This window comes from Pseudomonas huaxiensis (assembly GCF_003231275.1).
Classification (GTDB): Bacteria; Pseudomonadota; Gammaproteobacteria; order Pseudomonadales; family Pseudomonadaceae; genus Aquipseudomonas; species Aquipseudomonas huaxiensis.
Map to the genome: position 1 here is coordinate 55958 of NZ_QKVL01000026.1, position 24714 is coordinate 80671.

Below are 24714 nucleotides of genomic sequence, written 5' to 3' on the forward strand. Positions count from 1 at the left end.
CCGCACTGCGGCCCCGGTGTCGTGTAGCGGTCAGAGCGACATGCGGTAATGCAGGGCGAAACTCTCGGCGCCATCGTTCGGCTGGCTGAGGCCCGCGTTGGAATAGTGGATCGCCCGAATCCCCACTTCATGCCCCCCGGCGAAGCGCAGGCCGAAGCCGATGCGGTCTTCGAACTGGAAGGACGACCCGAGGTCGTTGCTTTCCAGCTCAGTGTGAGCAAACGCCGCCACCCCGATCCCGGCCTCGATATACGGTTTGACCGACTCGCCGGCGAACTCGTAAACAAATACCGGCGCGAACGACAGGCTGTGGTTGCTCGACGTCTTGTCGCCGTCCCAGTAGGTGTAGCCGCCGTCCCAGTAGCCGGTCAGGCGTCCGACGCTGGTCTGCCACCAACTGGTATCCCAGTTGGATTGCACGCCGATGCGGTAAGTCATGGTGGAGTCGCTGGTCTGGCCGACGGCGAACGTGACATCTGCGGCCTGTGCGGTGAAGGTATGCCCCAGGGTTGCGGCTGCAACCACAGCCAAGCAAAGCAGTTTCTTCATGAGAAACGTCCTTTTAAATCCCGTTTATTGGTTTTTTTGTCTCATCAGACAACGTAGTAGAAATCGGCGCATGCAAAGGAGTTCAGTGAATTTCGACGTTTTTTTTCCTACGTCGATTACCTGTTGAAGCTTTGCACACAGTCAGATTTATTCCACAACAAAGGCAGGATACTTTGCAGGTGTATGGGGTCGGCGCTGGTCCAGAATTGTGTAGGACGCGCGGGACCGGCCGCCAGAAGATGGCGCTCGGCCAGCAAGCGCTGGAGCTGCCGGGCCACGGCGGCGCCGGTGTCAATGATTGCCACCGATGCCGGGACCATCTCGCCCAGCAGAGGCTTGAGGAAGGGGTAATGGGTGCAACCAAGAATGATGGTGTCGCATCCAGCCGCCAGCAACGGATCGACATAACCCTGCAAGAGCTGGCGCAGGGCCGGGCTGTCGAGGTCGCCCGACTCGATCAGTTCCACCAGCCCCGGACAGGGCTGGGTTACCACCCGCACATCCGTGGCGAAGCGGTCGAGCAAGGCCGCGAACTTGGCGCTTTGCAGGGTGCCGGTGGTGGCCAACACCCCGACCACGCCACTGCGGGTCGCCGCGGCGGCCGGTTTCACGGCCGGCTCCATGCCCACCAAAGGCCATTGCGGGAAACGCTCGCGAAGATCGGCGGCTGCGGCGACGGTAGCGGTATTACAGGCCAGGACCACGGCTTTGACGCCCTGCTCCTGAAAGAATTCGGCCACCTTGCGACAGCGCTGGCGAATAAACTCCGGGGACTTCTCGCCGTAGGGGATATTGCCGCAGTCGGCTACGTACAGCAGCGATTCATTGGGCAGCAGCCGGCTGATTTCCGCCAGCACCGACAGGCCGCCGACACCGGAGTCGAACACGCCGACCGGCGCTGCAGAGGCCTCAGCCATGGGTTGTCCCACAGACGGCGCAACCCGGATCGCGCTTGACCCGCAACTCGCGGAACCGAGTGCCCAGCGCATCGATCAACAGCAGGCGTCCCACCAGAGGCTCGCCGAAGCCGGCGAGTAGCTTCAGCGCTTCGAGCGCCTGAAGACTGCCGACCAGCCCCACCAGCGGCCCGACCACGCCGGCTTCGCTGCAGGTCAGTTCAGCATCGCTGCCGTGACCATACAGGCAGTGGTAGCACGGACTTTCAGGGCGGCGTGGATCGAACACCGACAACTGTCCTTCCAGGCGAATCGCCGCGCCGCTGACCAGCGGCTTGCCGGCCTTGACGCATGCAGCGTTGACCGCTTCGCGGGTAGCGAAATTGTCCGAGCAGTCCAGCACCAGGTCCACAGCGTCCACCGCAGCGGCCAGGGAATCTTCATCGAGCGCCTGGCGATGCGGCACCAGATTGATATCCGGGTTGATCGCGCGCAGCCGCGTCAGCGCCGAGTCCACCTTGGGCAGACCGACCGAAGCGCTGTCATGGATGATCTGGCGTTGCAGGTTGGTCAGGTCGACCGTATCGAAATCAGCCAGGTGCAGGGTGCCGACACCTGCGGCCGCCAGATACAAGGCCACCGGCGAGCCAAGGCCGCCGAGCCCGATAATCAATGCGCGGCTGCCCTTGAGGCGCAACTGGCCGTCGATATCGATCTGCGCCAGGAGGATCTGGCGGCTGTAACGCAGCAGTTCCTCGTCGGTCAGCACGGCAGGCGTCCCAGGGTGATGCGTTCGTGGCCACCCAGGTCGAGGCGGCTTTCGATCTGTTCAAAGCCGTGCCGGGCCAGCAACTCACGGACCGAGGCAGCCTGGTCGTAGCCGTGCTCCAGCAGCAACCAGCCACCCGCCAGCAGGTGAGCCGGCGCCTCGGCAACGATCTGGCGCAGGTCGTCCAGGCCATCATCGCCCGCCACCAGCGCACTGCTGGGCTCGAAACGCACATCGCCGGCGACCAGATGCGGATCTTCGGCGGCAATGTAGGGCGGGTTGCTGATGATCAACTGGAAACGCTGCTCGCCCAGGGCACTGAACCAGTGGCTGGTGAGCACGGTGACGTTGTCCAGTTGCAGACGCTGGCGATTGCGCTCGGCAAGGGCCACGGCTTCCAGCACCCGGTCGACCGCGGTCACCTGCCATTGCCGGCGCTCACTGGCCAGGGCCAGGGCGATGGCGCCGGTGCCGGTGCCGAGGTCGAGCACCTGCGCCGGCTCGGCGGGCAGCAATGCCAGGGCAGTTTCCACCAGCAGCTCGGTTTCCGGACGCGGGATCAGGGTATGCGGGGCGACTTCAAGGTCCAGGTTCCAGAACCCTTGCTGGCCAAGAATATAAGCCACCGGCTCACCGGCGCGACGGCGCTGCAGGTAGCTGGCGAAGGTCTGCGCCGCCTCGCTGCTGACGATGCGCTCCGGCCAGGTATGCAGGTAGCTGCGGGATTTGCCGATGGCGGCAGCCAGGAGCAGTTCGATATCCAGACGCGCGGTCGGCGAATCGGGAAGCTCCGCGCCGCGAAGCAGGCTGGCAATGATGGTCATTTAGTCACCCAGTGCGGCCAGTTGATCGGCCTGGTATTCGGCCAGCAGCGGCTCGATGATCGCATCCACACCACCCGCGAGCACTTCGTCCAGCGAGTAGAGCGTCAGGTTGATGCGGTGATCGGTGACCCGACCCTGTGGATAGTTGTAAGTGCGGATGCGCTCGGAGCGGTCGCCGGAACCGACCAGCAGCTTGCGCTCGCTGGCGATGGCGTTCTGTGCGGCGCTGGTCTGCATGTCGTTGAGCCGCGCCGACAGCCAGGACATGGCCCGCGCGCGGTTCTTGTGCTGCGAACGCTCTTCCTGGCATTCGACCACCGTGCCGGTGGGCAAGTGGGTGATGCGGATCGCCGAATCGGTCTTGTTCACGTGCTGACCACCGGCGCCCGAGGCGCGGTAGGTATCGACGCGCAGGTCGGCCGGGTTGATCTCGATCGCCGCTTGCTCATCAGGCTCGGGCAGCACCGCCACGGTGCAGGCCGAAGTGTGGATACGGCCCTGGGATTCGGTTTCCGGAACCCGCTGCACGCGGTGCGCGCCGGACTCGAACTTGAGCTTGCCGTAGACACTGTCGCCCTCGACGCGGGCGATGATTTCCTTGTAGCCGCCGTGCTCACCCTCGTTTTCCGAGAGGATTTCCAGGCGCCAGCCACGCCGCTCGGCGTAGCGCGAATACATGCGGAACAGGTCGCCGGAGAAGATCGCCGCCTCGTCGCCGCCGGTCCCTGCGCGGATTTCCAGGAACACGTTGCGGCCGTCGTTGGGGTCCTTGGGCAGCAGCAGGCGTTGCAACTGGGCCTCCAGTTCCTGCAGTTGCTCCTTGGCTTCGCGAACTTCGTCGACGGCCATTTCCCGCATGTCGGGGTCGCTGTCCTTGAGCAGCGCCTGGGCCTGCTCGAGGTCGTCCTGCAACTTGCACCACTGGGCATACCCGGCAGCCACCGGTTCGACCTCGGCATACTCGCGGGAGTAGGCGCGGAAACGGGTCTGGTCGGAAATGACCTCGGCATCGCCCAGCAGGGCGGTCAGTTCCTCGAAGCGGTCCTGGAGGATTTCCAGTTTTCTGAGCAGCGACGCTTTCATTGCGGGGTTTTATCCGTGGAGCCCTCGTTGAGGGCAAAGAGTTCCTGGGCCATGGCCAGCGCATCGTGGCGGCCTTCGGCGGAGAGCTTTTTCAGCTGCACGCTGGGTGCATGCAGCAATTTGTTGGTCAGGCCGCGGGCCAGTTGCACCAGGACCTCCTCGGCGCTGGAACCATTGGCCAGCAGACGCTGGGCCTTTTGCAGTTCCTCGTCGCGCAGACGCTCGCTCTGCTGACGGTACGCCTTGAGCACATCCACCGCCGCCAGCGCGCGAAGGCGCGACATGAAGTCTTCGGCACCCACCGTCACCAGTTCTTCGGCGGCCTGGGCGGCACCTTGACGGCTCTTGAGGTTTTCCGCGACCACATCGTGGAGGTCGTCGACCGTATAAAGGTAGACGTCATCCAGTTCGCCCACTTGCGGCTCGATATCCCGCGGCACGGCGATGTCGACCATGAAGATCGGCTTGTGCCGGCGCAGTTTCAGCGCGCTTTCGACCGCACCTTTGCCAAGGATCGGCAACTGGCTCGCGGTGGAACTGATGACGATGTCGCTGTTGACCAGTTCTTGCGGGATGTCCGCCAGCAGCACCGCGTGGGCGCCGAACTGCTCGGCCAGGATGCTGGCGCGCTCCAGCGTGCGGTTGGCCACGACAATCCGCCGTACGCCCTGCTCATGCAGGTGCCGCGCGACCAGGGTGATGGTCTCGCCGGCGCCGATCAGCAGCGCCTGGCTGCGGCCCAGGTCACTGAAGATCTGCTTGGCCAGGCTGACCGCGGCGAAAGCCACCGACACCGGGTTCTCGCCGATGGCGGTATCGGTGCGCACCTGCTTGGCGGCGCTGAACGTGGCCTGGAACAGCCGGCCCAACAGCGGACCGATGGTGCCGGCCTCGCGGGCCACGGCGTAGGCGGACTTCATCTGGCCGAGGATCTGCGGCTCGCCGAGCACCAGCGAGTCGAGCCCGGAAGCCACGCGCATCATGTGCCGAACGGCGGCATGATCCTCGTGGATATAGGCACTGGCGCGCAGTTCATCGACGCTCAACTGGTGATAGTCGGCCAGCCAGCGCAGCACCGCATCGGCCGCCAGGTGGTCCTGCTCGATGTACAGTTCGCTGCGATTGCAGGTCGAAAGGATTGCGGCTTCCCGGCTGGCAGTCAGTCGGCAGAGCTGCTGCAAGGCTTCCACCAGCTGCTCGGGGGTAAACGCCACGCGCTCGCGTACGTCTACCGAGGCAGTCTTATGGTTGATACCGAGGGCAAGAAAGGCCATTCAAGGTCGCTGATTGTGACGTGAAGCCGATAATTGTCCTACTTCGCTGGATTGAGAACAACCACCGCTCGCGATTGTCTCTAATACACTGTATCCACACACCCCATCGCGAGTGGGTTTGCCATGACGCTTGTGTCATGATGGCCCGACCGCAGGTTAGTCGCCCAAAATCTCCTTATGAATAGATCTTCCGCGTTGCTCCTTGCCCTTGCCCTGCTCCAGGGTTGCCAGGCTTTGCCAGGTGCCCGGGACGCCACACCGCCCGCCGGGCAGCAGGTCGCGCCGACCGCCGCGCCCGAGCCGACGGTCTACGGCTCGTTCACCCAGGACACCCTCTATAGCCTGTTGGTCGCCGAACTGGCGGGGCAGCGCAATCGCTTCGATATCGCCCTGGACAACTACGTGATCCAGGCCGAAAAGACCCAGGATCCGGCCATTTCCGAGCGCGCCTTCCGCATCGCTGAATACCTCGGTGCCGACCAATCCGCGCTGGATACCTCGTTGATCTGGGCGAAAAACGACCCTGAAAACATCGATGCGCAGCGCGCCGCCGCGATCCAGCTGGCCCGCGCCGGGCGCTACGACGACTCCATGGTATTCATGGAAAAGGTGCTGCAAGGCCAGGGCGACACGCATTTCGATTTCCTTGCCCTGTCCGCTGCCGAAACCGACCAGGACACCCGCGACGGCCTGCAAAAGAGTTTCGACCGACTGCTGCAGAAATACCCGGACAACAGCCAGCTGGTATTCGGCAAGGCCTTGCTGCTGCAACAGGATGGCAAGTCCCAGGCGGCGCTGAGCCTGCTTGAAGAACATCCGCCGCAGGACGACGAAATCGCCCCGGTGCTGCTGCGCGCCCGCCTGCTGCAGACCCTGGACCGCGGCCCAGAAGCCCTGCCGCTGCTGCGCAAGACCATCGCCCGCCACCCCGACGACAAGCGCCTGCGCCTGACCTACGCGCGGATGCTGGTTGAGCAGGACCGGGTCGACGACGCCAAGGTCGAGTTTGCCAGCCTGCTGCAGCAATACCCGGACGACGATGAACTGCGCTACTCCCTGGCGCTGGTCAGCCTCGAAGCCAAGGCGTACGACGAAGCGGCCACCTACCTGGAAGACCTGATTACCCGCGAAAGCCATGTCGATGCCGCGCACCTGAACCTGGGCCGCATCCGCGAGGAGCGCAACGATCTGGAAGGTGCGCTGGCCGAATACGCTCAGGTCGGCCCCGGCAACGATTACCTGGCGGCACAATTGCGCCAGGCCGACATTCTCATCGCCAACGGCCGCGCCGACGAAGCCACCCGCCGCCTCGACGCCGCCCGCGAAGCCCAGCCCGACTACGCGATCCAGCTTTATCTGATCGAAGCCGAGACCCTGGGCAACAACGAAAAGGATGCGCAGGCGCTGCGGGTGCTGGAAAAAGCCATCAAGCAGTACCCGGACGACCTCAACCTGCTTTACACCCGCGCCATGCTCGCCGAGAAACGCGACGATTTGACGCAGATGGAAAAGGACCTGCGCAGCATCATCACCCGCGAGCCGGAAAACGCCATGGCGCTCAACGCCCTCGGCTACACCCTCGCCGACCGCACCACGCGCTACGGCGAAGCCAAGGACCTGATCGAAAAAGCCCACCTGATCAACCCGGACGACCCGGCCGTACTCGACAGCCTCGGCTGGGTGAACTACCGCCTGGGCAATCTCGACGAAGCCGAGCGCCTGCTGCGCCGGGCCCTCGAACGCTTCCCCGATCATGAAGTCGCGGCACACCTGGGCGAAGTGCTCTGGGCCAACGGCAAGCGTCGCGAGGCTCGCCAGGTCTGGGCCAAGGCCTTCGAAGCACAACCCGACAGCCCCATCCTGCGCAAGACCGTCCTGCGCCTGACCGGATCCGAGACTCTCTAAGCCATGTTCTTGCGCCATCTCATCACTTTCAGCCTGATTGCCCTGCTCGCCGGTTGCACCGGCTTCGGATCCCGCGAAGCCGTCGAAGGCCAGGGCAGCCCGCAACTCTGGCGTGAACATAAACAGCAGTTGAGCACCCTCGACGGCTGGCAGATCAACGGCAAAGTCGGCATTCGCGCACCGAAGGACTCCGGCAGCGGCACCCTGTTCTGGTTGCAGCGCCAGGATTACTACGACATCCGCCTGTCCGGCCCGCTGGGTCGCGGCGCCGCCCGCCTGACCGGTCGCCCGGGCCAGGTGGTGCTGGAAGTCGCCAACCAGGGCCGCTTCGAAGCGCAATCGCCGGAAACCCTGCTGGCCGAACAACTGGGCTGGGAGTTGCCGGTATCGCACCTGGTCTGGTGGGTCCGTGGCCTGCCCGCCCCTGACAGCAAAAGCCGCCTGACCCTCGACGGCAACAGTCGCCTGGCGAGCCTCGAGCAGGATGGCTGGCAGGTTGAATACAGCAACTACACCCTGCAAAACGGTTACTGGCTGCCGGAACGCCTGAAGATGCATGGCCAGAACCTGGACGTGACGGTGGTGCTCAAGGAATGGCAACCGCGCCAACTGGGGCACTGACATGACCACCCTGACCCTGCCCGCCCCGGCCAAGCTCAACCTGATGCTGCACATTCTTGGCCGTCGCCCCGACGGTTATCACGAGCTGCAAACGCTTTTCCAGTTTCTCGAGCACGGTGACGAACTGCGTTTCGCCGTGCGCGAAGACGGTGAAATCCGCCTGCACACCCAGATCGACAACGTCCCCCACGACAGCAACCTGATCGTCCGGGCTGCGCGCAAATTGCAGCAACTGACCGGCACTACATTGGGCGCCGACATCTGGCTGACCAAGGTGTTGCCCATGGGCGGCGGCATCGGCGGTGGCAGTTCGGATGCGGCCACCACGCTGCTCGGGCTGGATCACTTGTGGAAAACCGGCTGCAGCGAAGATCAACTGGCTGAGCTGGGCCTGGGACTGGGTGCCGACGTACCGGTTTTCGTCCGCGGCCACGCAGCGTTCGCCGAGGGCGTGGGCGAAAAACTCACGCCGGTTGACCCTGAAGAGCCGTGGTATGTCGTGCTGGTCCCACAAGTGTCTGTAAGTACAGCAGAAATTTTTTCACACCCTTTGTTGACACGTGATTCAAAGCCCATTAAAGTGCGCCCCGTTCCCAAGGGAAACAGTCGTAATGACTGCCAAGCGGTAGTTGAGCAAAGTTACCCAGATGTACGTAACGCCTTGAATTTGCTAAACAAATTCACTGATGCAAGACTCACCGGAACTGGAAGTTGTGTGTTTGGGGCCTTCCCAGACAAAGCTGAAGCTGATAAAGTTTTGGCCCTTCTTGCAGAGACCCAAACAGGGTTCGTGGCAAAAGGAAGCAACATTTCAATGTTGCATCGAACGTTACGAAGTCTGCTCTAGGAATCGAGTACAAGGTACTCGCAGCAACAGATACAGGGGCGTCGCCAAGCGGTAAGGCAGCAGGTTTTGATCCTGCCATGCGTTGGTTCGAATCCAGCCGCCCCTGCCATTTTCCTATACTCATCCAGGTATACCCTCAGCCTTCAGGTACTGCGCGTGTCCAAGATGATGGTCTTTACGGGGAACGCCAACCCCGATCTTGCTCGGCGCGTCGTGCGTCAGCTGCATATCCCACTGGGTGATGTTTCTGTCGGTAAGTTCTCCGACGGCGAAATCAGCACTGAGATTAATGAAAACGTCCGCGGTAAAGACGTCTTTATCATTCAGCCGACTTGCGCGCCAACCAACGATAATCTGATGGAACTGGTAGTGATGGCTGATGCCTTCCGCCGCTCCTCAGCGTCTCGAATCACTGCCGTGATTCCTTACTTCGGATATGCCCGCCAGGATCGCCGTCCGCGTTCGGCGCGTGTAGCTATCAGCGCCAAAGTTGTCGCTGACATGCTCACCGTCGTAGGTATCGACCGTGTTCTCACCGTCGACCTGCACGCTGACCAGATCCAGGGTTTCTTCGATATTCCGGTAGATAACATCTACGGCTCCCCCGTTCTGGTGGATGACATCGAAGACCAGCGTTTCGAAAATCTCATGATCGTTTCCCCGGACATCGGTGGTGTCGTGCGTGCACGTGCCGTCGCCAAGTCCTTGGGTGTCGATCTGGGTATCATCGACAAACGCCGCGAGAAGGCCAATCACTCCGAAGTGATGCATATCATCGGCGATGTCGAAGGACGCACCTGTATTCTCGTCGACGACATGGTCGATACCGCCGGCACGCTGTGCCATGCGGCCAAGGCCCTGAAAGAACACGGCGCTGCCAAGGTTTACGCCTATTGCACGCACCCTGTCCTCTCCGGTCGCGCGATCGAGAATATCGAGAACTCTGTGCTCGACGAGCTGGTGGTGACCAACACCATCCCGCTGTCCGCCGCTGCACAAGCCTGTGACCGTATCCGTCAACTGGATATCGCACCGGTAGTCGCTGAAGCGGTTCGCCGTATCAGCAACGAAGAATCGATCAGCGCGATGTTCCGCTGAGGGCTTGCCCTCGCGAACACCCCGTTGACGAAAAGCGCCCCGCCCCAACACCTGTTGTTGGGGCGGGGCTTTTTTGCCCACCCCGCTTTGGCGCTGGTCGCAAACGCCACTCGGGGGATGGCTACTCTGGAGATACAAAATGACTGATTTCACTCTGAACGCCCAAGCGCGTACCGACCTGGGGAAAGGTGCGAGCCGCCGCCTGCGTCGTCTCGCCGCCCAAGTTCCTGCCGTTGTCTACGGTGGCGACAAAGAGCCTGCATCGATCGTAATGCTGGCTAAAGAAGTGGCCAAGCTGTTCGAAAACGAAGCTGCCTACAGCCACGTTATCGAGCTGAACATCGACGGCGTTAAAGAAAACGTCGTGGTTAAAGCCATGCAACGTCACCCAGCCAAGCAGTTCATCCTGCACGCCGACTTCGTTCGCGTTGTTGCTGGCCAGAAACTGACCGCCAAAGTACCGGTTCACTTCGTCAACGAAGAAGCCCCGGTCAAGAAAGGCGGCGAAATCTCCCACGTAGTGGCCGAGATCGAAGTTTCCTGCGAAGCCAAAGACCTGCCTGAGTTCATCGAAGTCGACCTGGCCAACGCCGAAGTCGGCACCATCATCCACCTGTCGGACCTGAAAGCTCCGAAAGGCGTTGAGTTCGTAGCTCTGGCCCACGGTGATGACAAGGCTGTTGCCAACGTTCACGCTCCGCGCGTTGCACCTGAAGCAGAAGGCGCTGCCGAGTAATTCACTCGGTACGCCGGTGTTGACCGGGTTGCGGTGCTGACACCGCAACCCACAACTCCAAGGAAGAGCCCCTGACGTGACCGCCATCCAGTTGATCGTCGGCCTGGGAAACCCGGGCCCCGAATACGAACAGACCCGGCATAACGCAGGGGCTCTTTTCGTTGAACGCATTGCCAGCGCCCAGCGTGTCAATCTGACTGCTGACCGCAAGTATTTCGGCCTGACGGCAAAATTCAGCCATCAGGGCAACGACGTTCGTCTGTTGATCCCCACCACCTACATGAACCGCAGCGGCCAGTCCGTTGCCGCACTGGCCAATTTTTTCCGTATCGAGCCAGATGCCATCCTGGTGGCCCACGACGAACTCGACCTGCCTCCCGGCGTCGCCAAACTCAAGAAAGGCGGCGGCCACGGCGGGCACAACGGACTGCGCGACATCATCGCGCAGCTCGGCAACAAGAATGACTTTCACCGTCTGCGGCTTGGCATTGGCCACCCGGGTGATGCCAAGCTGGTGTCCAACTTCGTCCTGGGCAAGGCGCCGCGCGCCGAGCAGGAAAAGCTGGACGCCAGTATCGACTTTGCCCTCGGCGTGCTGCCGGACATCCTCGCCGGTGACTGGACGCGTGCGATGAGAGAGCTGCACAGCCAGAAGGCCTGACTTCACGAAGAGGGATTCACCATGGGATTCAATTGCGGCATCGTCGGCCTGCCCAACGTCGGCAAGTCCACCCTGTTCAACGCCTTGACCAAATCCGGTATCGCGGCGGAGAACTTCCCCTTCTGCACCATCGAGCCGAACAGCGGCATCGTGCCAATGCCCGATGCGCGTCTGGACGCCCTGGCTGCCATCGTCAAACCGCAGCGCATCCTGCCGACCACCATGGAGTTCGTCGACATCGCCGGCCTGGTGGCAGGCGCGTCGAAAGGTGAAGGCCTGGGCAACAAGTTCCTCGCCAACATTCGCGAAACCGATGCCATCGCCCACGTCGTGCGCTGCTTCGAAGACGAGAACGTGATCCACGTTTCCAACAGCGTCGACCCCAAGCGCGACATCGAGATCATCGACCTCGAACTGATCTTCGCCGACCTCGACAGCTGCGAGAAGCAACTGCAGAAAGTCACCCGCAACGCCAAAGGCGGTGACAAGGAAGCGCTGGCTCAGAAAGCCATCCTGGAAAAACTCATCCCCCACTTCACCGAAGGCAAGCCTGCGCGCAGCCTGATGAAGACCATGGGCGAAGACGAGAAAGCCGTGATCCGTGGCTTCCACCTGCTGACCAGCAAGCCGGTGATGTACATCGCCAACGTTGCTGAAGACGGCTTCGAGAACAACCCGCACCTGGACGTGGTCCGTGCCATCGCCGAAGAAGAAGGCGCGGTCGTGGTGCCGGTGTGCAACAAGATCGAAGCCGAAATCGCCGAGCTGGACGAAGGCGAAGAGAAGGACATGTTCCTCGAGGCCCTGGGCCTGGAAGAGCCTGGTCTGAACCGCGTGATCCGCGCCGGTTACGGCCTGCTCAACCTGCAGACCTACTTCACCGCTGGCGTACAGGAAGTCCGTGCCTGGACCGTGCGCATCGGCGCCACCGCCCCGCAAGCGGCCGGCGTGATCCACACCGACTTCGAGAAAGGCTTCATCCGCGCCGAAGTGGTCGCCTACGACGATTTCATCCAGTACAAGGGTGAAAGTGGCGCGAAAGAAGCCGGCAAATGGCGTCTGGAAGGCAAGGACTACATCGTCAAAGACGGTGACGTGATGCACTTCCGCTTCAACGTCTAAGCGCTCCGCCCGCATCATCCAAAACCCCTTGAGGCCAACCGCCTCAAGGGGTTTTTCATTTCCAGTGCGCCGTCACCACGGCACCGGCAACGGCTGCGGGCCCGGCAACGACGGGAAATGCGGCAACACCTCCTCAGCCAGTTCCTGAATCACCTCCGCCGCGGGCCGCTGCGAGAACTGGATGCCCAGCGCGGCATGGTTCACCCCCGCCGCCTGCCAGCGCTCCAGCAGCGCGATCAAGCCATTGCGCCCGGTCCGCAGGACGAATCCACCGCGCAGTGGGGTCGGCGGATGGTCGGGGTCGTCCATCAGGTCCAGCCATTCATTGGTCATGTGAGGACGAAACCCTCCGTCCGCTATCCGCTCGCGCCACGCGCGGATCTTCTCGGCCAGGTGCTGCGGCCCGCGCACGGTGTGGGTCGCATCCGGGTAGGTCAGCCAACCGTCCGCCTGTTCGGCGATCCAGTCCAGCGACTGGCCGGACGAGCTGGTGACGATCAGCGGCACCGCGCCGGTGGCCGGTTTAGGCAGCAACTGTGCGTCGCGGACGTGCCCCAGCGGCGAGTCCACGTCGAGCGATCCCGCCGCCATAAGCTGGCGGAAGTAGCGCACCGATTGGGCGAAACGCTCGCCACGCCGGGCATGCTCCAGACCATAGGCGGGAAATTCGATGGGCCGGTCACCCGAGGCGATACCCAACACCAGGCGCCCGCCCGACAACTGATCGATGGTCGCGCTAGCCTTGGCCAGGTCGATTGGATGACGCAGCGAGAAGATGATGCTGCCGGTGGCCAGCGCGACATGCCGCGTTCGGGCGGCGAGAAAGGCCAGGTAGGTGAACGGATCGAACACCTGCCCGGCATCGCCGAACTGCGGATCGAACAGGGGGATATCGCGGACCCACACCGCGGCGAATCCGAGCCGGTCGATCGTCGTCACCAGTTCCGCCTGGCCAGCAAGGACGCTCATGTCGCCTTCGTAGAAACGCAGCGGCAGGAAGATCCCGAGGGTCAGGCGGTCCGGGGCGAACATGCGCCGATAGCCAGGATGAGCGTGGAACGCGGAATACGGCGCGCCTTTGAAAGCCTTCATGCCCTCTTCCCCGCTCATGCGCCGGTCGCCGCGACAGGCAGCGTCACGCCTTTCTGTACCGCCGGCCGCGCCGCGACGCGCTCATGCCAGGCGCTCAGGTGACGGTACTGGCTGAAGTCGAAATCGATGATCCGGGCGATATGACTCCAGCCGAATTGGGCGATATCGGCGATGGAATAACTGCTGCCCGCGAGCCAGGGTTGCTCGGCCACGCGCTGGTCGAGAACGGCGAAGGCATCGTCGGTCAGGCGCCGAAAACGCTCGATCGCTACGGGTACCGGCTGCTTGGCAAACACTTCGAAATGAACCCGCTGGCCAATGATCGGCCCCACGCTGGAGGCATGAAACTGCAGCCACTTGATCGCTTCCCAGCGTCCTTGCAGGTCCGTCGGCAGCAGTTGCCCGGTCTTCTCGGCGAGGTACAGCAGAATGGCGGCGGACTCGAACAGGGTCACGCCCGTTTCGTCGTCGACCAGCACCGGAATGCGCCCATGGGGATTGAGCGCGAGGAATTCCGGCAGACGATGCTCCCCGGCATCGATGCGGACGTGATTCAGGCGATACGGCAGGCCCAGTTCTTCCAGGACGATGCTGGCCTTGAAACCATTGGGTGAGCTGTCGGAGTAGAGGTGGATCATCAACGGGCTCCTTGCGGGTGATGCCGACTTTCTCCTTGAGAAAGCCTGGCTAAACCAGAACAATCCGGCTCAGCCCATGGTCACCTCGTCTGTGCTCAGACAGAAACGATTTGATCTTCACCCACTCTTTAGGTCAGCTAAACCTTGAATCCTGTCTTCCCACTGCTCGCACTGCGCGCGTTCGCCGAAGTCGGTCGCCACGGCAGCATCAAGCATGCCGCCGCCGCGCTGGGGGTCACCTCGGGTGCGGTGAGCCAGCAGATCCGTCATCTGGAGGCGCGTGTCGGCCTGCCGCTGTTCGTGCGCAGCCGCTTGCGCATGGAACTGACCGAAGCCGGCGCACGGGTCTATCCGACGCTGTTGATGGCCTTCGACCAGATCGAACAGGCCCTGCACCTGCTCGAAGCCAGCCGCGCACGCCGCACCCTGACGATCAGCACGGTGCCCTCCTTTGCCGCCTCCTGGCTGGTGCCGCGACTGGGGCGCTTCAATGCTCGCCATGCGGATATCGAAGTCCGCGTCGAAGCGTCGGCGGGGTTGGTGGATCTTCAGCGTGACCGGGTCGATGTCGCCATCCGCCACGGTCTGGGCGACTACCCCGGACTGCTTTCGGAGCACCTGATGGCCCCGGTGCTGTTGCCGGTCGCCAGCCCCGCGTTGCTCGCGTCGGGCCCGCCATTGCGGGAGCCGGCCGACTGCCTCGGCTATCCGCTGCTACAGGATTCCGACCGCGCGGACTGGGCCCTGTGGCTCGCCGCCCATGGCGCGGCCGAAGACCCGCGTGCCGAGCGCGGCACGGCGTTTGACGATGATTATTTGCTGATTCGCGCCGCAGTCGCCGGACAGGGGCTGGCGCTGGTGCCGCAGGAATATGCGCGGGAAGAAATCGCCGAAGGGCGCCTGGCGCTGGCCCTGGATAAGCCCTGGCCGGCGCGCTTCGCGTATTACCTGGTGATGCTGCCCGAGGCCGGGCAGCGGGAGGAAGTGGCCGCGTTCGTGGCGTGGATCAGGGAAGAAGCCGGCTTCAGCCCTGATCCTGCGAGCCCGTGAACCTTAGAAATCCACCGTCGCCGACAACGCCAGCGTCCGCGGTGCTCCCAGCCCCAGGCTGGCGGTGAGCGGCACGCCCCAGTAGGCCTTGTTGGTGACGTTGGTCACCTCGCCCCGCAGGGTCACCGGCCGGCTGGCGACCTTGGTGACATAGCGCGCGCCCACGTCATAGACGGTGTAACCGGGAATCGACAGGCTGTTGTCGGCGCTGATGTATTGCTTGGAGACGGCGGTGGCATTCCCCGTCAGGGTCAGGCCGTCCAGCACCGGGGTGTCCCATTCCGCACCCAGCTTGCCTTGCAGTTCGGGATAGCCGGTGGCTTTCTTGCCTTCGTTGACGCCGCCGGAGGTTTTGGTGAGTTTCGGGTCGACGTGGGCGATGCCGCCCATCAGGCGCACATCCTCCAGCGGTGAGCCGAAGAAGCCCCACTCCACGCCACGGTTACGCTGCTCGCCGCCAAAGGAGAAGATGTTGGTGACCGGGTCGGTGTAGCTGCCGGGTTTCTTGATTTCATACACCGCGAGGGTGTGGCTGAAGGTGCCCAGGTCGAGCTTGAGGCCGATTTCCTTCTGCTTGGTTTTCGCCGGTGCGAACACATCGCCGTAGTTGTTGGCAGTGATCGGTGCAGCAGCACCCTTGCTCAGGCCCTCGATGTAGTTGGCGTAGAGCGACAGGCTGTCGGTGACCTTGAACAGCACCGCCCCTGCCGGCGTGTTGGCGCTCTCGTCATAGCGCGAGCTGCGCGCGCCGGTGTTGACGCTGAAGGTATCGGTGAGCACTTCCTGACGGCGCACCCCGAGGGTCAGTTGCAGGCGATCATCGAACACCGACAAGGTATCGGCCAGCCCGATGCTGCGCAGGCGGTTTTCGGTGTGGGCGATCAGCGGGAAGCTTTCCGCTGCCTTCGGCCCCCAAACCGGGTTGTGGATATTGGTGGTCCAGTTGGCGCCCGGCACCGAGCGGCGGCCGTAGTCCTTTTGCTCGTCTTCGTAGTGGGTGACGTTAAGCGACCACTGATGATTGATGTCGAGATTCTGGAAATGACCTCTGAGCCCGACTTCGCCGGAAGTCTTTTCCAGCTCGAACTTCAGTTGCCCCATGGTGGTGGTGAAGTCGCCGGCGTTGTTGATCAACTGTGCGGTCATGGCGCCGCTGTACTGGTAATCGGTCTTGCTGGTGCCCAAGGCGGCATAGGCCATCAACTGATCGTTCAGTGCGTACTCGCCGCGCAGGATCACGCCCTTGTCCTTGTTCTCGACATAGGCCCAGTTCGGATTGAGCAGCGTGTCGGCCTTCGGCGCGCTCGGCACCGACACATTCGCAGCCAGGCCCAGGCCGCGGTTCTGGCCCTTGGTGTAGTCATCGCTGTCGTACAGATCGACGGAGACCTTCGCTCGTTCACCACGCCAGTCCAGAGCAAGCGACGTCAGGCCGGTGCGCTTTTGCTGATGCTCGGTGGCGGTGTCGCCATCGCGGTAGACCCCATTGAAACGCACGCCGAACTGGTTGCCTTCACCGAAGCGCCGACCGAGATCGAGATGGCCGCCGTATTGGGAATCAGACAGGTAGCTGCCGGTAACACGGGTCAGCGGTTCATCCCCTGCGCGCTTGGGTATCAGGTTGACCGTGCCGCCCACCGAACCGCCAGGTGGCATGCCGTTGAGCAGCGCCGACGGGCCTTTCAGCACCTCGATGCGCTCGTACATTTCCGGCGAGATCCGATAGAACGGCGCCATGCCAAACAGGCCATCGACGGTGGCATCGCTGATGCTCGAGGCGAACCCACGGATGGAGTAGTTCTCGCTGTAGGTGCCGCTCAGGCCGTTGGCGAATACCGACGGATCGGTGGCGGCGATCACGTCGGTGACTTCCCGGGCTTGCAGGTCAGCGATGTACTGCTCGGTGTAGCTGATGCTGCTGAACGGCGTTTCCATGAAGTCTTTGTTGCCCAGCAGCCCCACCCGGCCGCCATAGGCCACCTGCCCGCCGGCATAGCTGGGCGGCAAGGCGTCGTCGACGATGCGCTGGCCGTCGATGTTAGTGGCGGGCAGTTCCGCGGCCGAGTTGTCTTTAACCACTGGCGTGGCGGTGGCCTCGGCCTGTTCGGTGTCTTGGGCCATCGCCGGTGTCGTGACCAGGGCCAGGGAACCCAGGGCCAGCCCCACGGCGATAGCGGTGGTGTTCAGGGGAAAGCGGTGAAGGATGCGGTTGCTCACGCGGTTGCTCCGTTGCGTTAAGTGGACACTGTTTATGGTTATTTTTTGAATCTGAATGCAGGAAAGATGGCTAATGCGAATCACTTGTTAACGTGGTTTTTGCCTGGACAAATCTCCCCCGTAGATCAGCGCTGATAGCCCTTGAGGACGTCGTCGATCACCAACTTGATCGAGGTCGGGCTGGCGGCGGTGACGTACCAGGCCTCGGCATCGACGAACACCACCCGGCCGTTCTTCCAGGCGTTGGTCTGGCGCAGCAACGGGTTGCCCATGCTCTCGGCATCCATCGGCGGGCGGCCTTCCATCACCGCAGTGCGGTCCACCACGTAGAGGATGTCGGGGTTGGCCTGCTGGATGAATTCACTGGAAATCGGCTGGCCATGCAGGCCAGTCTCGGCGCTCGGGCCTGCCGGTTTCACACCCAGGTCCTTGAACACGAAGCCGTAGCGGGACTGCACGCCGAAGGAGCTGAACGCGCCGTTGTTGTGCAGCACCACCAGCGCGCGCTCGGGGCGGTCTTGCGTTACACGGCGGACGCTGTCCACCTGCGCATCCAGCGCCATGGCCTTTTCCTGGGCCAGCGCCTGCTTGCCGAAGACCTGCCCGAGCGCCAGCAGATGATTGCGCACGACGTTGATATGCCCGGCCTCGCTGTCGCGGTAATCCACGTCGAAATGGATCGTCGGCGCCATCTCGCTCAGTTCCTGGTAGTGGTTGGCCTGTAGCGAGGTGATCAGGATCAGGTCAGGCCTGGCGGCGTGGACCAGCTCCAGGTTCGGCTGGACGATCGAACCGAGGTCCGCGACCTGCGGGTCGTCCTTGTAGCGGGCGAGAAACTGCGGGACGAAATCCTTCGGCATGCCGGCGACCGGAACGCCCAGTTGATCGAGGAAATCCACTTCATTCATGTCGAGGGCGACGGTGCGTTGCACGGCGTGCTCGATCACCGTCGTGCCCAGCTTGTGCTGCACCGTGACCGGCACGAAAGCAGCTTGCTCGGGCTGGCCCTGAACGGCGGCCTGTGGCGGTTGCGCGGACGTGTCATCGCAGCCCGGCAGCGCGACGGCGGCAGCCATCAGCAGCGCCAGCGCCCACTGTCTGTTCCCATGAGGTGCGGTCATTTCAGTTTTCCTGAGGGTTGAAGTAATTGCACAGGCAGCCGCGTTCGCCGTGGCTGATCTCGAAATCCAGGCCATACAGGTCGCTCAGCGTCGCCTCGGTCACCACCTCGGCAACGCTGCCGGCGCTATGCACCGCGCCCTGCTTCATGGCGACGATGTGGTCGGAATAGTTGGCGGCGAAATTGATGTCGTGGACCACCAGGATCACCGTGCGCCCGTACTCGTCGCACAGCCGGCGAAGCGCGCGCATGATCTGCACGGCGTGCTTGATGTCGAGGTTGTTCAGCGGCTCGTCCAGCAACAGGTAGTCGGTCTGCTGGGCGATGGTCATGGCCAGGAACGCCATCTGCCGCTGGCCGCCGCTAAGTTCGTCGAGGTAGGCCCGGCGCAGCGGCTCCAGCGACAGGAAGGCGATGGCTTCATCGATCGCCCGCTGGTCCTCGCGGGTCAACGCGCCACGGCTGTAGGGAAAGCGGCCGAAGGCGACCAGCTCATCGACCGTCAGGCGCAGGTTGAAATCCGGGGACTGGCGCAAGGTCGCGACACGCTTGGCGTACTCGCCGATGGCAATGCCGGAGACGCTGCGCCCTTCGATGCGGATATCACCGCGACCGGGCGCCAGCAGCCGCGCGATCATCATCAGCAAGGTGGTCTTGCCCGCGCCATTGGGGCCGATCAGCGACGTCAGCCGCTGCGCCGGGAACGCTGTGCTCACGCCGGACAGCACCGTCCTGGCGCCGTACTGTTTGTGAAGGTCGTGGACGGTAATCATGGGGACCCTCGAGTGCGCACCATCAGTGCGAGGAAGTACGCGCCACACACCAGATTGACCAGAATGCTGACGGTGGTTTTGTAGTTGAAGACGTGCTCGACCAGGAGCTGGGCGACGATCAGGATGCCCACCGCAATCGCGCTGCCCATCGGCAAGGTGACGCGGTGCCTGAAGGTCCCGGCGAGTGCGTAGGTGATGTTGGCGACGAACACGCCCATGAACGCCGTCGGCCCGAGCAGGCTGGTAGAAATCGCCACCAGCGCGGCGATCAGTGCAAGCTGCAGGCGCACGCTGCGGCGGTAATCGACGCCCAGGGAAATGGCCTGGTCGCGGCCCAGCGCCAGCACATCGAGGGTGGCCAGCGTCCTCAGGCCCAGCAGACACACCGCCGCGACGAGCAGCCCCGCATACAGCAACTGCTGCGGCTGCACCCGGCTGAACGAGGTCTGGCTGAAACCCAGCAGCACCGAGAACTCGCCGGGGCTGACCTTGAGCTGTACGAACTGGGTGAAGGTGTTGATCACCAGGGTCAGCACCAGCCCCAGCAACAGCAGGAAATAGACATTGCTGCGGCCATCTCGGAACAGCCAGCGATGGATGGCCCAGGAGTAGGCGAGCAGGATCACCACCGACAGCGCGAAGTTGCCGTTGGCGCCCAGCAGCACCACGCTGTGGGCGCCCATAAACAGCACCAGCAGCGCCTGCAGCAACAGGTAGACCGCTTCGTAGCCCATGATCGCCGGCGTCAGTACGCGGTTGCCGGTAATGGTCTGGAACGCGATCGCGGACCAGGCGATGCACACGCCACCGATCAGCATGGCCGCCAGCCGGGCGAGCCGCTTGGGGATCACATAATCGAAATCCAGGCCCGAGCGCACGAACACGAAGGCCAGCCCCAGCGCGACGACCAGCACCCAGACCGCATGACGACGAGCCAGACGCATCACCGGTGCCTCCAGACGATCAAGGCGAAGAACAACACACCGCCGACGCACCCTGCGGTCAGGCCGATCGGCACCTCGAACGGGTAGATCAGCAGGCGCCCGAGGATGTCGCAGACCAGCAACAAGGACGCGCCGCCCAGCGCCACGATGGGCAGTGTCCGGCTCAGGTTGTCGCCGTAGCGCAACGCGACCAGGTTGGGAATCACCAGCCCGACGAAGGGAATCGCGCCAACGGTAATCACCGTGGCCGACACCGTGACCGCCACCAGCATCAGCCCCACCGCCGCCGTGGCCCGGTAGTTGAGGCCGAGGCTGCTGGTCATGCCCTCGCCCATGCCGAGCACGGTGAAACGCTGCGCGTACAGGTAGGTCAGCGCGACGATCGGCAGGATCAGGTAAATGATTTCGTAGCTGCCCTGCACCACCCGGGAAAAATCCCCCAGCAGCCAGCCCTGCATGCTTTGCAGAATGTTGTTGCGGTAGGCGTAGAACTCGGCGAGAGCACTCAGCACGCCGCCGTACATCAGGCCGATGACCGGCACCAGCAGCGCGCTCTTGAAGCGGATACGGCGAATGATCGCGACAAAAACCAGGCTCGCGACAAAGCAGAACGCCAACGCGAACAGCATCCGCCCGGTCGTACCGGCGGCGGGTGCGACCACCAGCGACATCAGGATGCCGAGCTTGGCCGCATCCAGCCCGCCCGCAGTGCCCGGCTCGACAAACTTGTTGCGCACGATGTGCTGGAGGATCACCCCGCACACCGACAGGCCGACGCCGGTCAGCACCAGCGCCGCCAGGCGCGGCAGGCGACTGGCCGTCAGCGTCAGCCAGGCATCGCCCGACAATGACCACACCTGCGACCACGCCATCTGCCGCGCGCCGATCAACAGTGAAGCGCCGCAGAGGAGCACGAACAGGCCGAGCCAGGAGGCGCGCATCAGCATGGGTCGTCACCCGCAGCCGGTGCGATACGCCAGCCGCTGGCCGCCCGGCGCTGCTCGAGAAACTGCGCGTAACGCCCCTGGCGGGCGTGCAACTCTGCGGGTGCGCCCTGCTCCACCACCTGACCGTTTTCCAGCACGATGATCTGGTCCGCCATCGCCACCGTGGAAAGCTGATGGGCGATCACCACCACCGTGCGCCGGCCACGCAGGTTGGCGAGCACCTGGGCGATGGCCGCCTGGTTTTCCGCGTCCAGCGCCGCCGTGGCTTCGTCCACCAGCAGGATTGGTGCGTCCTTGATCAGCGCGCGGGCGATGGCGATGCGTTGGCGCTCGCCGCCCGACAGCCGCGTGCCGCCCTCGCCCACCGGCGTGTCGATGCCCTGCGGCAAGCGCGCAATGATCTCGGCCACACCGGCCTGCTGCGCGGCGTCCATGATCTCGGCGAGGCTGGCGTCAGGTTTGCCGAGGCGGATGTTGTCGGCGATGCTGCCCTGGAACAGGTAACTGTCCTGGAAGATCTGGCTGAGCTGCCCGGCCAGTTGCGGGCCGGACATCTGCCGCACGTCCACGCCACCCACCAGCAGGCTGCCCTGGCTCACGTCGAAGAAGCGCGCGATCAGCCGCAGCAACGTGCTTTTGCCCGACCCGGACTCACCGATCAGCGCGGTCATGCTCCCCGGCGCGATACGCAGGCTTACGTCACGCAGCACGTCGAGCGGATCAGCCCCATAGCGGAAACTCACCTCGCGCAACTCGATCGAACCATCCGCCGGCGCTTGCGGCTGCTGCGCCCCTGGCAATGGCTGCACCGCGAGAATCTCGTATGCCGCATCGAGCTGGCCGTGCGCACCGCGCAGGATCTCGGCATAGCTGGCGACGTCCAGCAACGGGTCGATGTAACGGCTGGCCAGCAGCAACGCGACGATCACCGCCACCACCGCGCCCGGCTCCAGCGCAACGCCGAGCTGGCCGTTGAGCCACAGCACGGCGGCGACCAGCAAGGCGGCGAACACCGCCTGCACGGCCCAGGCGTTGAGCACCGTCGACAGCGAAGACTGATAGATCAGGCGCATGCTCGACTGCCGTTGCTGGTCGATGGCCTGCTCCAGCAAGCGTGTGCCGCCGCCATTGAAGGCACGGAGCACCGACTGCGCCTGAGCGAACTCGACCATGCGCTGGCTGGTGGCGGCGAAGTGGTGGTGAAAGGCGTGGTCCGCGCGCCGCCCGAGGCGCGCCGTGAGCAACAGCACCGCCAGCAGAACCGGCAACGCCAGCAGCGCGATCAGACCCATCGGCCAATGCAGCGCGAACAGCGCAGCCACCATCACCAGCGGCGTCACCGCGCCACTGATCAGCGGCGTGAACACATGCGCGGGAAGCTGGGCCACGGCCATCATGCCCTGGGTGATGACATGCCCGAGCCGGGCCGTGTTCGGCGCCGAGAACCAGCCCAGCGGCAGGCGCGCGACATGGTCGCCGAGCCGATGCCGCGCCCCGCGCAACACCGCCACGCCCACCGCCACGCCGGCCTTTTCCACGCGGCGGCGCCACGCCCAGCACGCCAGCATCCCCACCAGCAACAGCAGCAGCCACTGCGCCGCGCCGTGCACATCGCCCAGCAACAGGCGACCGAGCACCGGCACCAGCGTGGTGATGGTCAGGCCGCTGAGCAGGCCGTTGAACACAGCCATCCACAGGTAGCGGCGGAACACGGGCGCATCGTCGCCCAGCAGATGCATGAAGGTCTTCAGCATGTCGGCACCGCCACGTTCTGGTTTTGGTCATGGCCGCCCAGCGCCCACAACCGTGCATAGAGCCCCTTGCGCGCAATCAGCTCGGCATGGCGGCCCTGTTCGTGAATGACGCCGTTGGCGATCACGATGATCTGGTCGGCGTGCTTCACCGTGTCCAGCCGGTGGGCGATCACCAGCAGCGTGCGCCCCTTGGCAAAGCGCGACAGCGCGTCCTGGATCGCCACTTCGTTGCCGGCGTCAGCCGCCGCCGTGGCTTCGTCGAGGACCAGCACCGGCGGATCGAGCAACACCGCGCGGGCGATGCTCAGCCGCTGCAACTCACCGCCGGAGAACTGCGCGTCCTCACCGATCACCGCGTCGTAGCCGCGTGGCAGGTCGAGAATCCGTTCGTGGATGTTTGCCGTGCGGGCAGCGTCTTCGATCTCCTGCTGGCTGGCCGTGGGCCGGCCCAGCGCGATGTTGTCGCGCACGCTGGCATGGATCAGCCGCACCTCCTGCAGCACGAAGCCGATACGCCGGTACAGCTCCGGCGTCTCGATATGCCGCAGGTCCACACCACCCAGGGTGATGCGCCCCTCAGTGGGGTCGAAGAAGCGCAACAGCAGGCGGGCCAGGGTCGATTTGCCGGCGCCGGAGGGGCCGACGATGGCGGTCGTGGTGCCGGGGGCGAGGGTCAGGTTGATCGCCGAAAGCACCGGGCTCGATGCCTCGTAGCCATAGCTGACCTGCTCCAGGCGGATCTCGCTACCGACGGGCAATTGCCGCACGCCGGGCGCCGGCTGCTCCAGCGTCGGCGTCTCCAGCAACGCCTGCACGCGCTGGGCCGCGCCGACCGCGTGGTTCAGGTCGTGAGTGATGTAGTGCAGCAACAGCAACGGCGCGCACAGGCCGGGCGCTACAAGGGCGAACGGCAGAACGTCGAGCGGTGCGATCCAGCCCAGGCCGACGAACAACGTTCCGCACAGCAGCACCACGCCCAGCACCGCCACGGATGCGATCATCGCGTTGGCGTTGGCCATCGAGGCCACCAGCGGGCGGGTGAAGTCGACAAAGACCCGGGCAAAATCATCGATCGCCTCACGGTAACTGGCGTGCGCCTTGCCGCTGGCGCCGAACGCCTTCACCACCGGAATGCCGTTGACGAACTCGACCACCGCGTTGTCGATGCGGCCCATACCGCTGACGAAGGCGTCCATGTTCGCCCCGCCGGCCTTGAGTGCCCGACCGAAGAACAGGAAGAAGCCCGGAAACGGCAGCAGCGAGACGATCGCCATGCGCCAGTCCATCGCGAACAGGTAGACAAGCGAAATCAGCAAGGCCCCAACGGCCCGGCCCAGCGTCGTGTAGAAATGCGCGGTGAGGCTGTGCAGGGTGCCGATGTCGTCCTGCATCGCCCGCTTCACCTCGCTCGATGCACGGCTGCTGAACCAGCCCAGCGGCACCCGGCTCAGGCGCTGCGCAATGGCCAGGCGCAAGTGATGGGTGATGCGGTTGTCGGCAAGGTGAGCAAGCAGTTCGCCGACGGTAATCAGCGCCATGCCGGCAAACAGGCTGAGGATGCTGACAATGACCGTCGACCAGATCTCGCCCTGCACCACGCTCGCGGCGGCAGCCTTCTCGCCGAGAACCAGCCGGGCGATATGCTCGACGCCCGCCAGCGGCACCAGCGTCAACATCGCGCCCACGCCGGCCAGAACCGCGGCGACAATCAAGCGCCCACGAACGGGTCGCAGGATCCGGCTGATCGGGCCGGCTTTTCCGGGGTCGGCCGAAGCCGCGTCATGGGTGCTCATG

23 protein-coding genes and 1 tRNA gene are annotated in these 24714 nt (G+C 63.9%); 9 read left to right on the plus strand and 15 right to left on the minus strand.

Going from position 1 to position 24714, the window contains the following annotated elements:
• Positions 1–30: 30 nt before the first annotated feature.
• The 6 genes from DM374_RS22710 to hemA all read right to left on the minus strand — a co-directional run bounded on the left by DM374_RS22710 (position 31) and on the right by hemA (position 5395).
• Complete coding sequence (locus DM374_RS22710; RefSeq protein WP_110971906.1) at positions 31–549, minus strand: acyloxyacyl hydrolase; 519 nt, start codon at positions 547–549, stop codon at positions 31–33.
• A 116-nt stretch (positions 550–665) separates the two neighbouring features.
• On the minus strand, positions 666–1466 hold the full coding sequence (murI, locus tag DM374_RS22715; protein ID WP_110971907.1) for a glutamate racemase: 801 nt from the start codon (positions 1464–1466) through the stop codon (positions 666–668).
• The gene (locus DM374_RS22720; protein ID WP_110971908.1) at positions 1459–2214 is read right to left on the minus strand and encodes a molybdopterin-synthase adenylyltransferase MoeB; all 756 of its coding nucleotides are present in this window, start codon (positions 2212–2214) and stop codon (positions 1459–1461) included. Before DM374_RS22720 ends, murI begins: the two co-directional genes overlap by 8 nt.
• Entirely contained in the window at positions 2208–3038 is an 831-nt protein-coding gene (prmC, locus tag DM374_RS22725; RefSeq protein WP_110971909.1) for a peptide chain release factor N(5)-glutamine methyltransferase, read from the minus strand. The genes DM374_RS22720 and prmC overlap by 7 nt, the downstream gene beginning before the upstream one ends.
• Complete coding sequence (gene prfA, locus DM374_RS22730) at positions 3039–4121, minus strand: peptide chain release factor 1 (RefSeq protein ID WP_110971910.1); 1083 nt, start codon at positions 4119–4121, stop codon at positions 3039–3041. It lies immediately after the preceding gene.
• Complete coding sequence (gene hemA / locus DM374_RS22735; protein WP_110971911.1) at positions 4118–5395, minus strand: glutamyl-tRNA reductase; 1278 nt, start codon at positions 5393–5395, stop codon at positions 4118–4120. The genes prfA and hemA overlap by 4 nt, the downstream gene beginning before the upstream one ends.
• Before the next feature lie 177 nt (positions 5396–5572).
• On the opposite strand from hemA, the gene DM374_RS22740 reads away from it, so the two are divergent.
• The 8 genes from DM374_RS22740 (at position 5573) to ychF (ending at position 12385) form a co-directional block, all read left to right on the plus strand.
• Positions 5573–7300 carry a tetratricopeptide repeat protein gene (locus DM374_RS22740; RefSeq protein WP_110971912.1) on the plus strand — a complete coding sequence of 576 codons (1728 nt, stop codon included), beginning with the start codon at positions 5573–5575 and terminating at the stop codon, positions 7298–7300.
• 3 nt (positions 7301–7303) lie between these two features.
• Positions 7304–7921 carry a lipoprotein insertase outer membrane protein LolB gene (lolB, locus tag DM374_RS22745; RefSeq protein ID WP_095158650.1) on the plus strand — a complete coding sequence of 206 codons (618 nt, stop codon included), beginning with the start codon at positions 7304–7306 and terminating at the stop codon, positions 7919–7921.
• Between the two features lies 1 nt (position 7922).
• Positions 7923–8768, plus strand: a complete 846-nt coding sequence (gene ispE / locus DM374_RS22750; protein WP_110971913.1) for a 4-(cytidine 5'-diphospho)-2-C-methyl-D-erythritol kinase — start codon at positions 7923–7925, stop codon at positions 8766–8768.
• Positions 8769–8802: 34 nt separating this feature from the next.
• Positions 8803–8877: transfer RNA gene (locus DM374_RS22755), tRNA-Gln, on the plus strand.
• A 47-nt stretch (positions 8878–8924) separates the two neighbouring features.
• A complete protein-coding gene (locus DM374_RS22760; RefSeq protein WP_009405962.1) occupies positions 8925–9866 on the plus strand; it encodes a ribose-phosphate pyrophosphokinase in 942 nt (313 codons plus the stop codon).
• 139 nt (positions 9867–10005) lie between these two features.
• Positions 10006–10602: a 50S ribosomal protein L25/general stress protein Ctc gene (locus DM374_RS22765; protein WP_110971914.1), complete on the plus strand. Its 597-nt coding sequence runs from the start codon at positions 10006–10008 to the stop codon at positions 10600–10602.
• A 76-nt stretch (positions 10603–10678) separates the two neighbouring features.
• Positions 10679–11263 carry an aminoacyl-tRNA hydrolase gene (pth, locus tag DM374_RS22770; protein ID WP_095158653.1) on the plus strand — a complete coding sequence of 195 codons (585 nt, stop codon included), beginning with the start codon at positions 10679–10681 and terminating at the stop codon, positions 11261–11263.
• Between the two features lie 21 nt (positions 11264–11284).
• Complete coding sequence (gene ychF, locus DM374_RS22775) at positions 11285–12385, plus strand: redox-regulated ATPase YchF (RefSeq protein WP_095158654.1); 1101 nt, start codon at positions 11285–11287, stop codon at positions 12383–12385.
• Between the two features lie 72 nt (positions 12386–12457).
• Here the strand turns inward: ychF and DM374_RS22780 are convergent, their stop codons facing one another.
• Complete coding sequence (locus DM374_RS22780; protein ID WP_225422563.1) at positions 12458–13477, minus strand: LLM class oxidoreductase; 1020 nt, start codon at positions 13475–13477, stop codon at positions 12458–12460.
• A gap of 14 nt (positions 13478–13491) precedes the next feature.
• Positions 13492–14115 (minus strand): glutathione S-transferase family protein, encoded by a 624-nt coding sequence (locus DM374_RS22785; protein WP_110971916.1) that lies wholly within the window; start codon positions 14113–14115, stop codon positions 13492–13494.
• Positions 14116–14259: 144 nt separating this feature from the next.
• Here DM374_RS22785 and gcvA point away from each other — a divergent pair, with 144 nt between their 5' ends.
• Entirely contained in the window at positions 14260–15165 is a 906-nt protein-coding gene (gene gcvA / locus DM374_RS22790) for a transcriptional regulator GcvA (RefSeq protein ID WP_110971917.1), read from the plus strand.
• Between the two features lie 3 nt (positions 15166–15168).
• On the opposite strand, the gene DM374_RS22795 is transcribed toward gcvA, so the two are convergent.
• The 7 genes from DM374_RS22795 to DM374_RS22825 form a co-directional block, all read right to left on the minus strand.
• The gene (locus DM374_RS22795) at positions 15169–17286 is read right to left on the minus strand and encodes a TonB-dependent receptor (protein WP_110971936.1); all 2118 of its coding nucleotides are present in this window, start codon (positions 17284–17286) and stop codon (positions 15169–15171) included.
• Between the two features lie 221 nt (positions 17287–17507).
• Positions 17508–18503 (minus strand): siderophore ABC transporter substrate-binding protein, encoded by a 996-nt coding sequence (locus DM374_RS22800; RefSeq protein WP_110971918.1) that lies wholly within the window; start codon positions 18501–18503, stop codon positions 17508–17510.
• Between the two features lies 1 nt (position 18504).
• The gene (locus tag DM374_RS22805) at positions 18505–19275 is read right to left on the minus strand and encodes an iron ABC transporter ATP-binding protein (protein WP_110971919.1); all 771 of its coding nucleotides are present in this window, start codon (positions 19273–19275) and stop codon (positions 18505–18507) included.
• Positions 19272–20219, minus strand: coding sequence for an iron chelate uptake ABC transporter family permease subunit (locus DM374_RS22810; protein WP_110971920.1), 948 nt, complete (start codon positions 20217–20219; stop codon positions 19272–19274). The genes DM374_RS22805 and DM374_RS22810 overlap by 4 nt, the downstream gene beginning before the upstream one ends.
• On the minus strand, positions 20219–21160 hold the full coding sequence (locus tag DM374_RS22815) for an ABC transporter permease (RefSeq protein WP_110971937.1): 942 nt from the start codon (positions 21158–21160) through the stop codon (positions 20219–20221). Before DM374_RS22815 ends, DM374_RS22810 begins: the two co-directional genes overlap by 1 nt.
• Positions 21160–22920, minus strand: coding sequence for an ABC transporter ATP-binding protein (locus tag DM374_RS22820; RefSeq protein WP_110971921.1), 1761 nt, complete (start codon positions 22918–22920; stop codon positions 21160–21162). Before DM374_RS22820 ends, DM374_RS22815 begins: the two co-directional genes overlap by 1 nt.
• A complete protein-coding gene (locus DM374_RS22825; protein WP_110971922.1) occupies positions 22914–24713 on the minus strand; it encodes an ABC transporter ATP-binding protein in 1800 nt (599 codons plus the stop codon). Before DM374_RS22825 ends, DM374_RS22820 begins: the two co-directional genes overlap by 7 nt.
• Position 24714 lies beyond the last annotated feature (1 nt).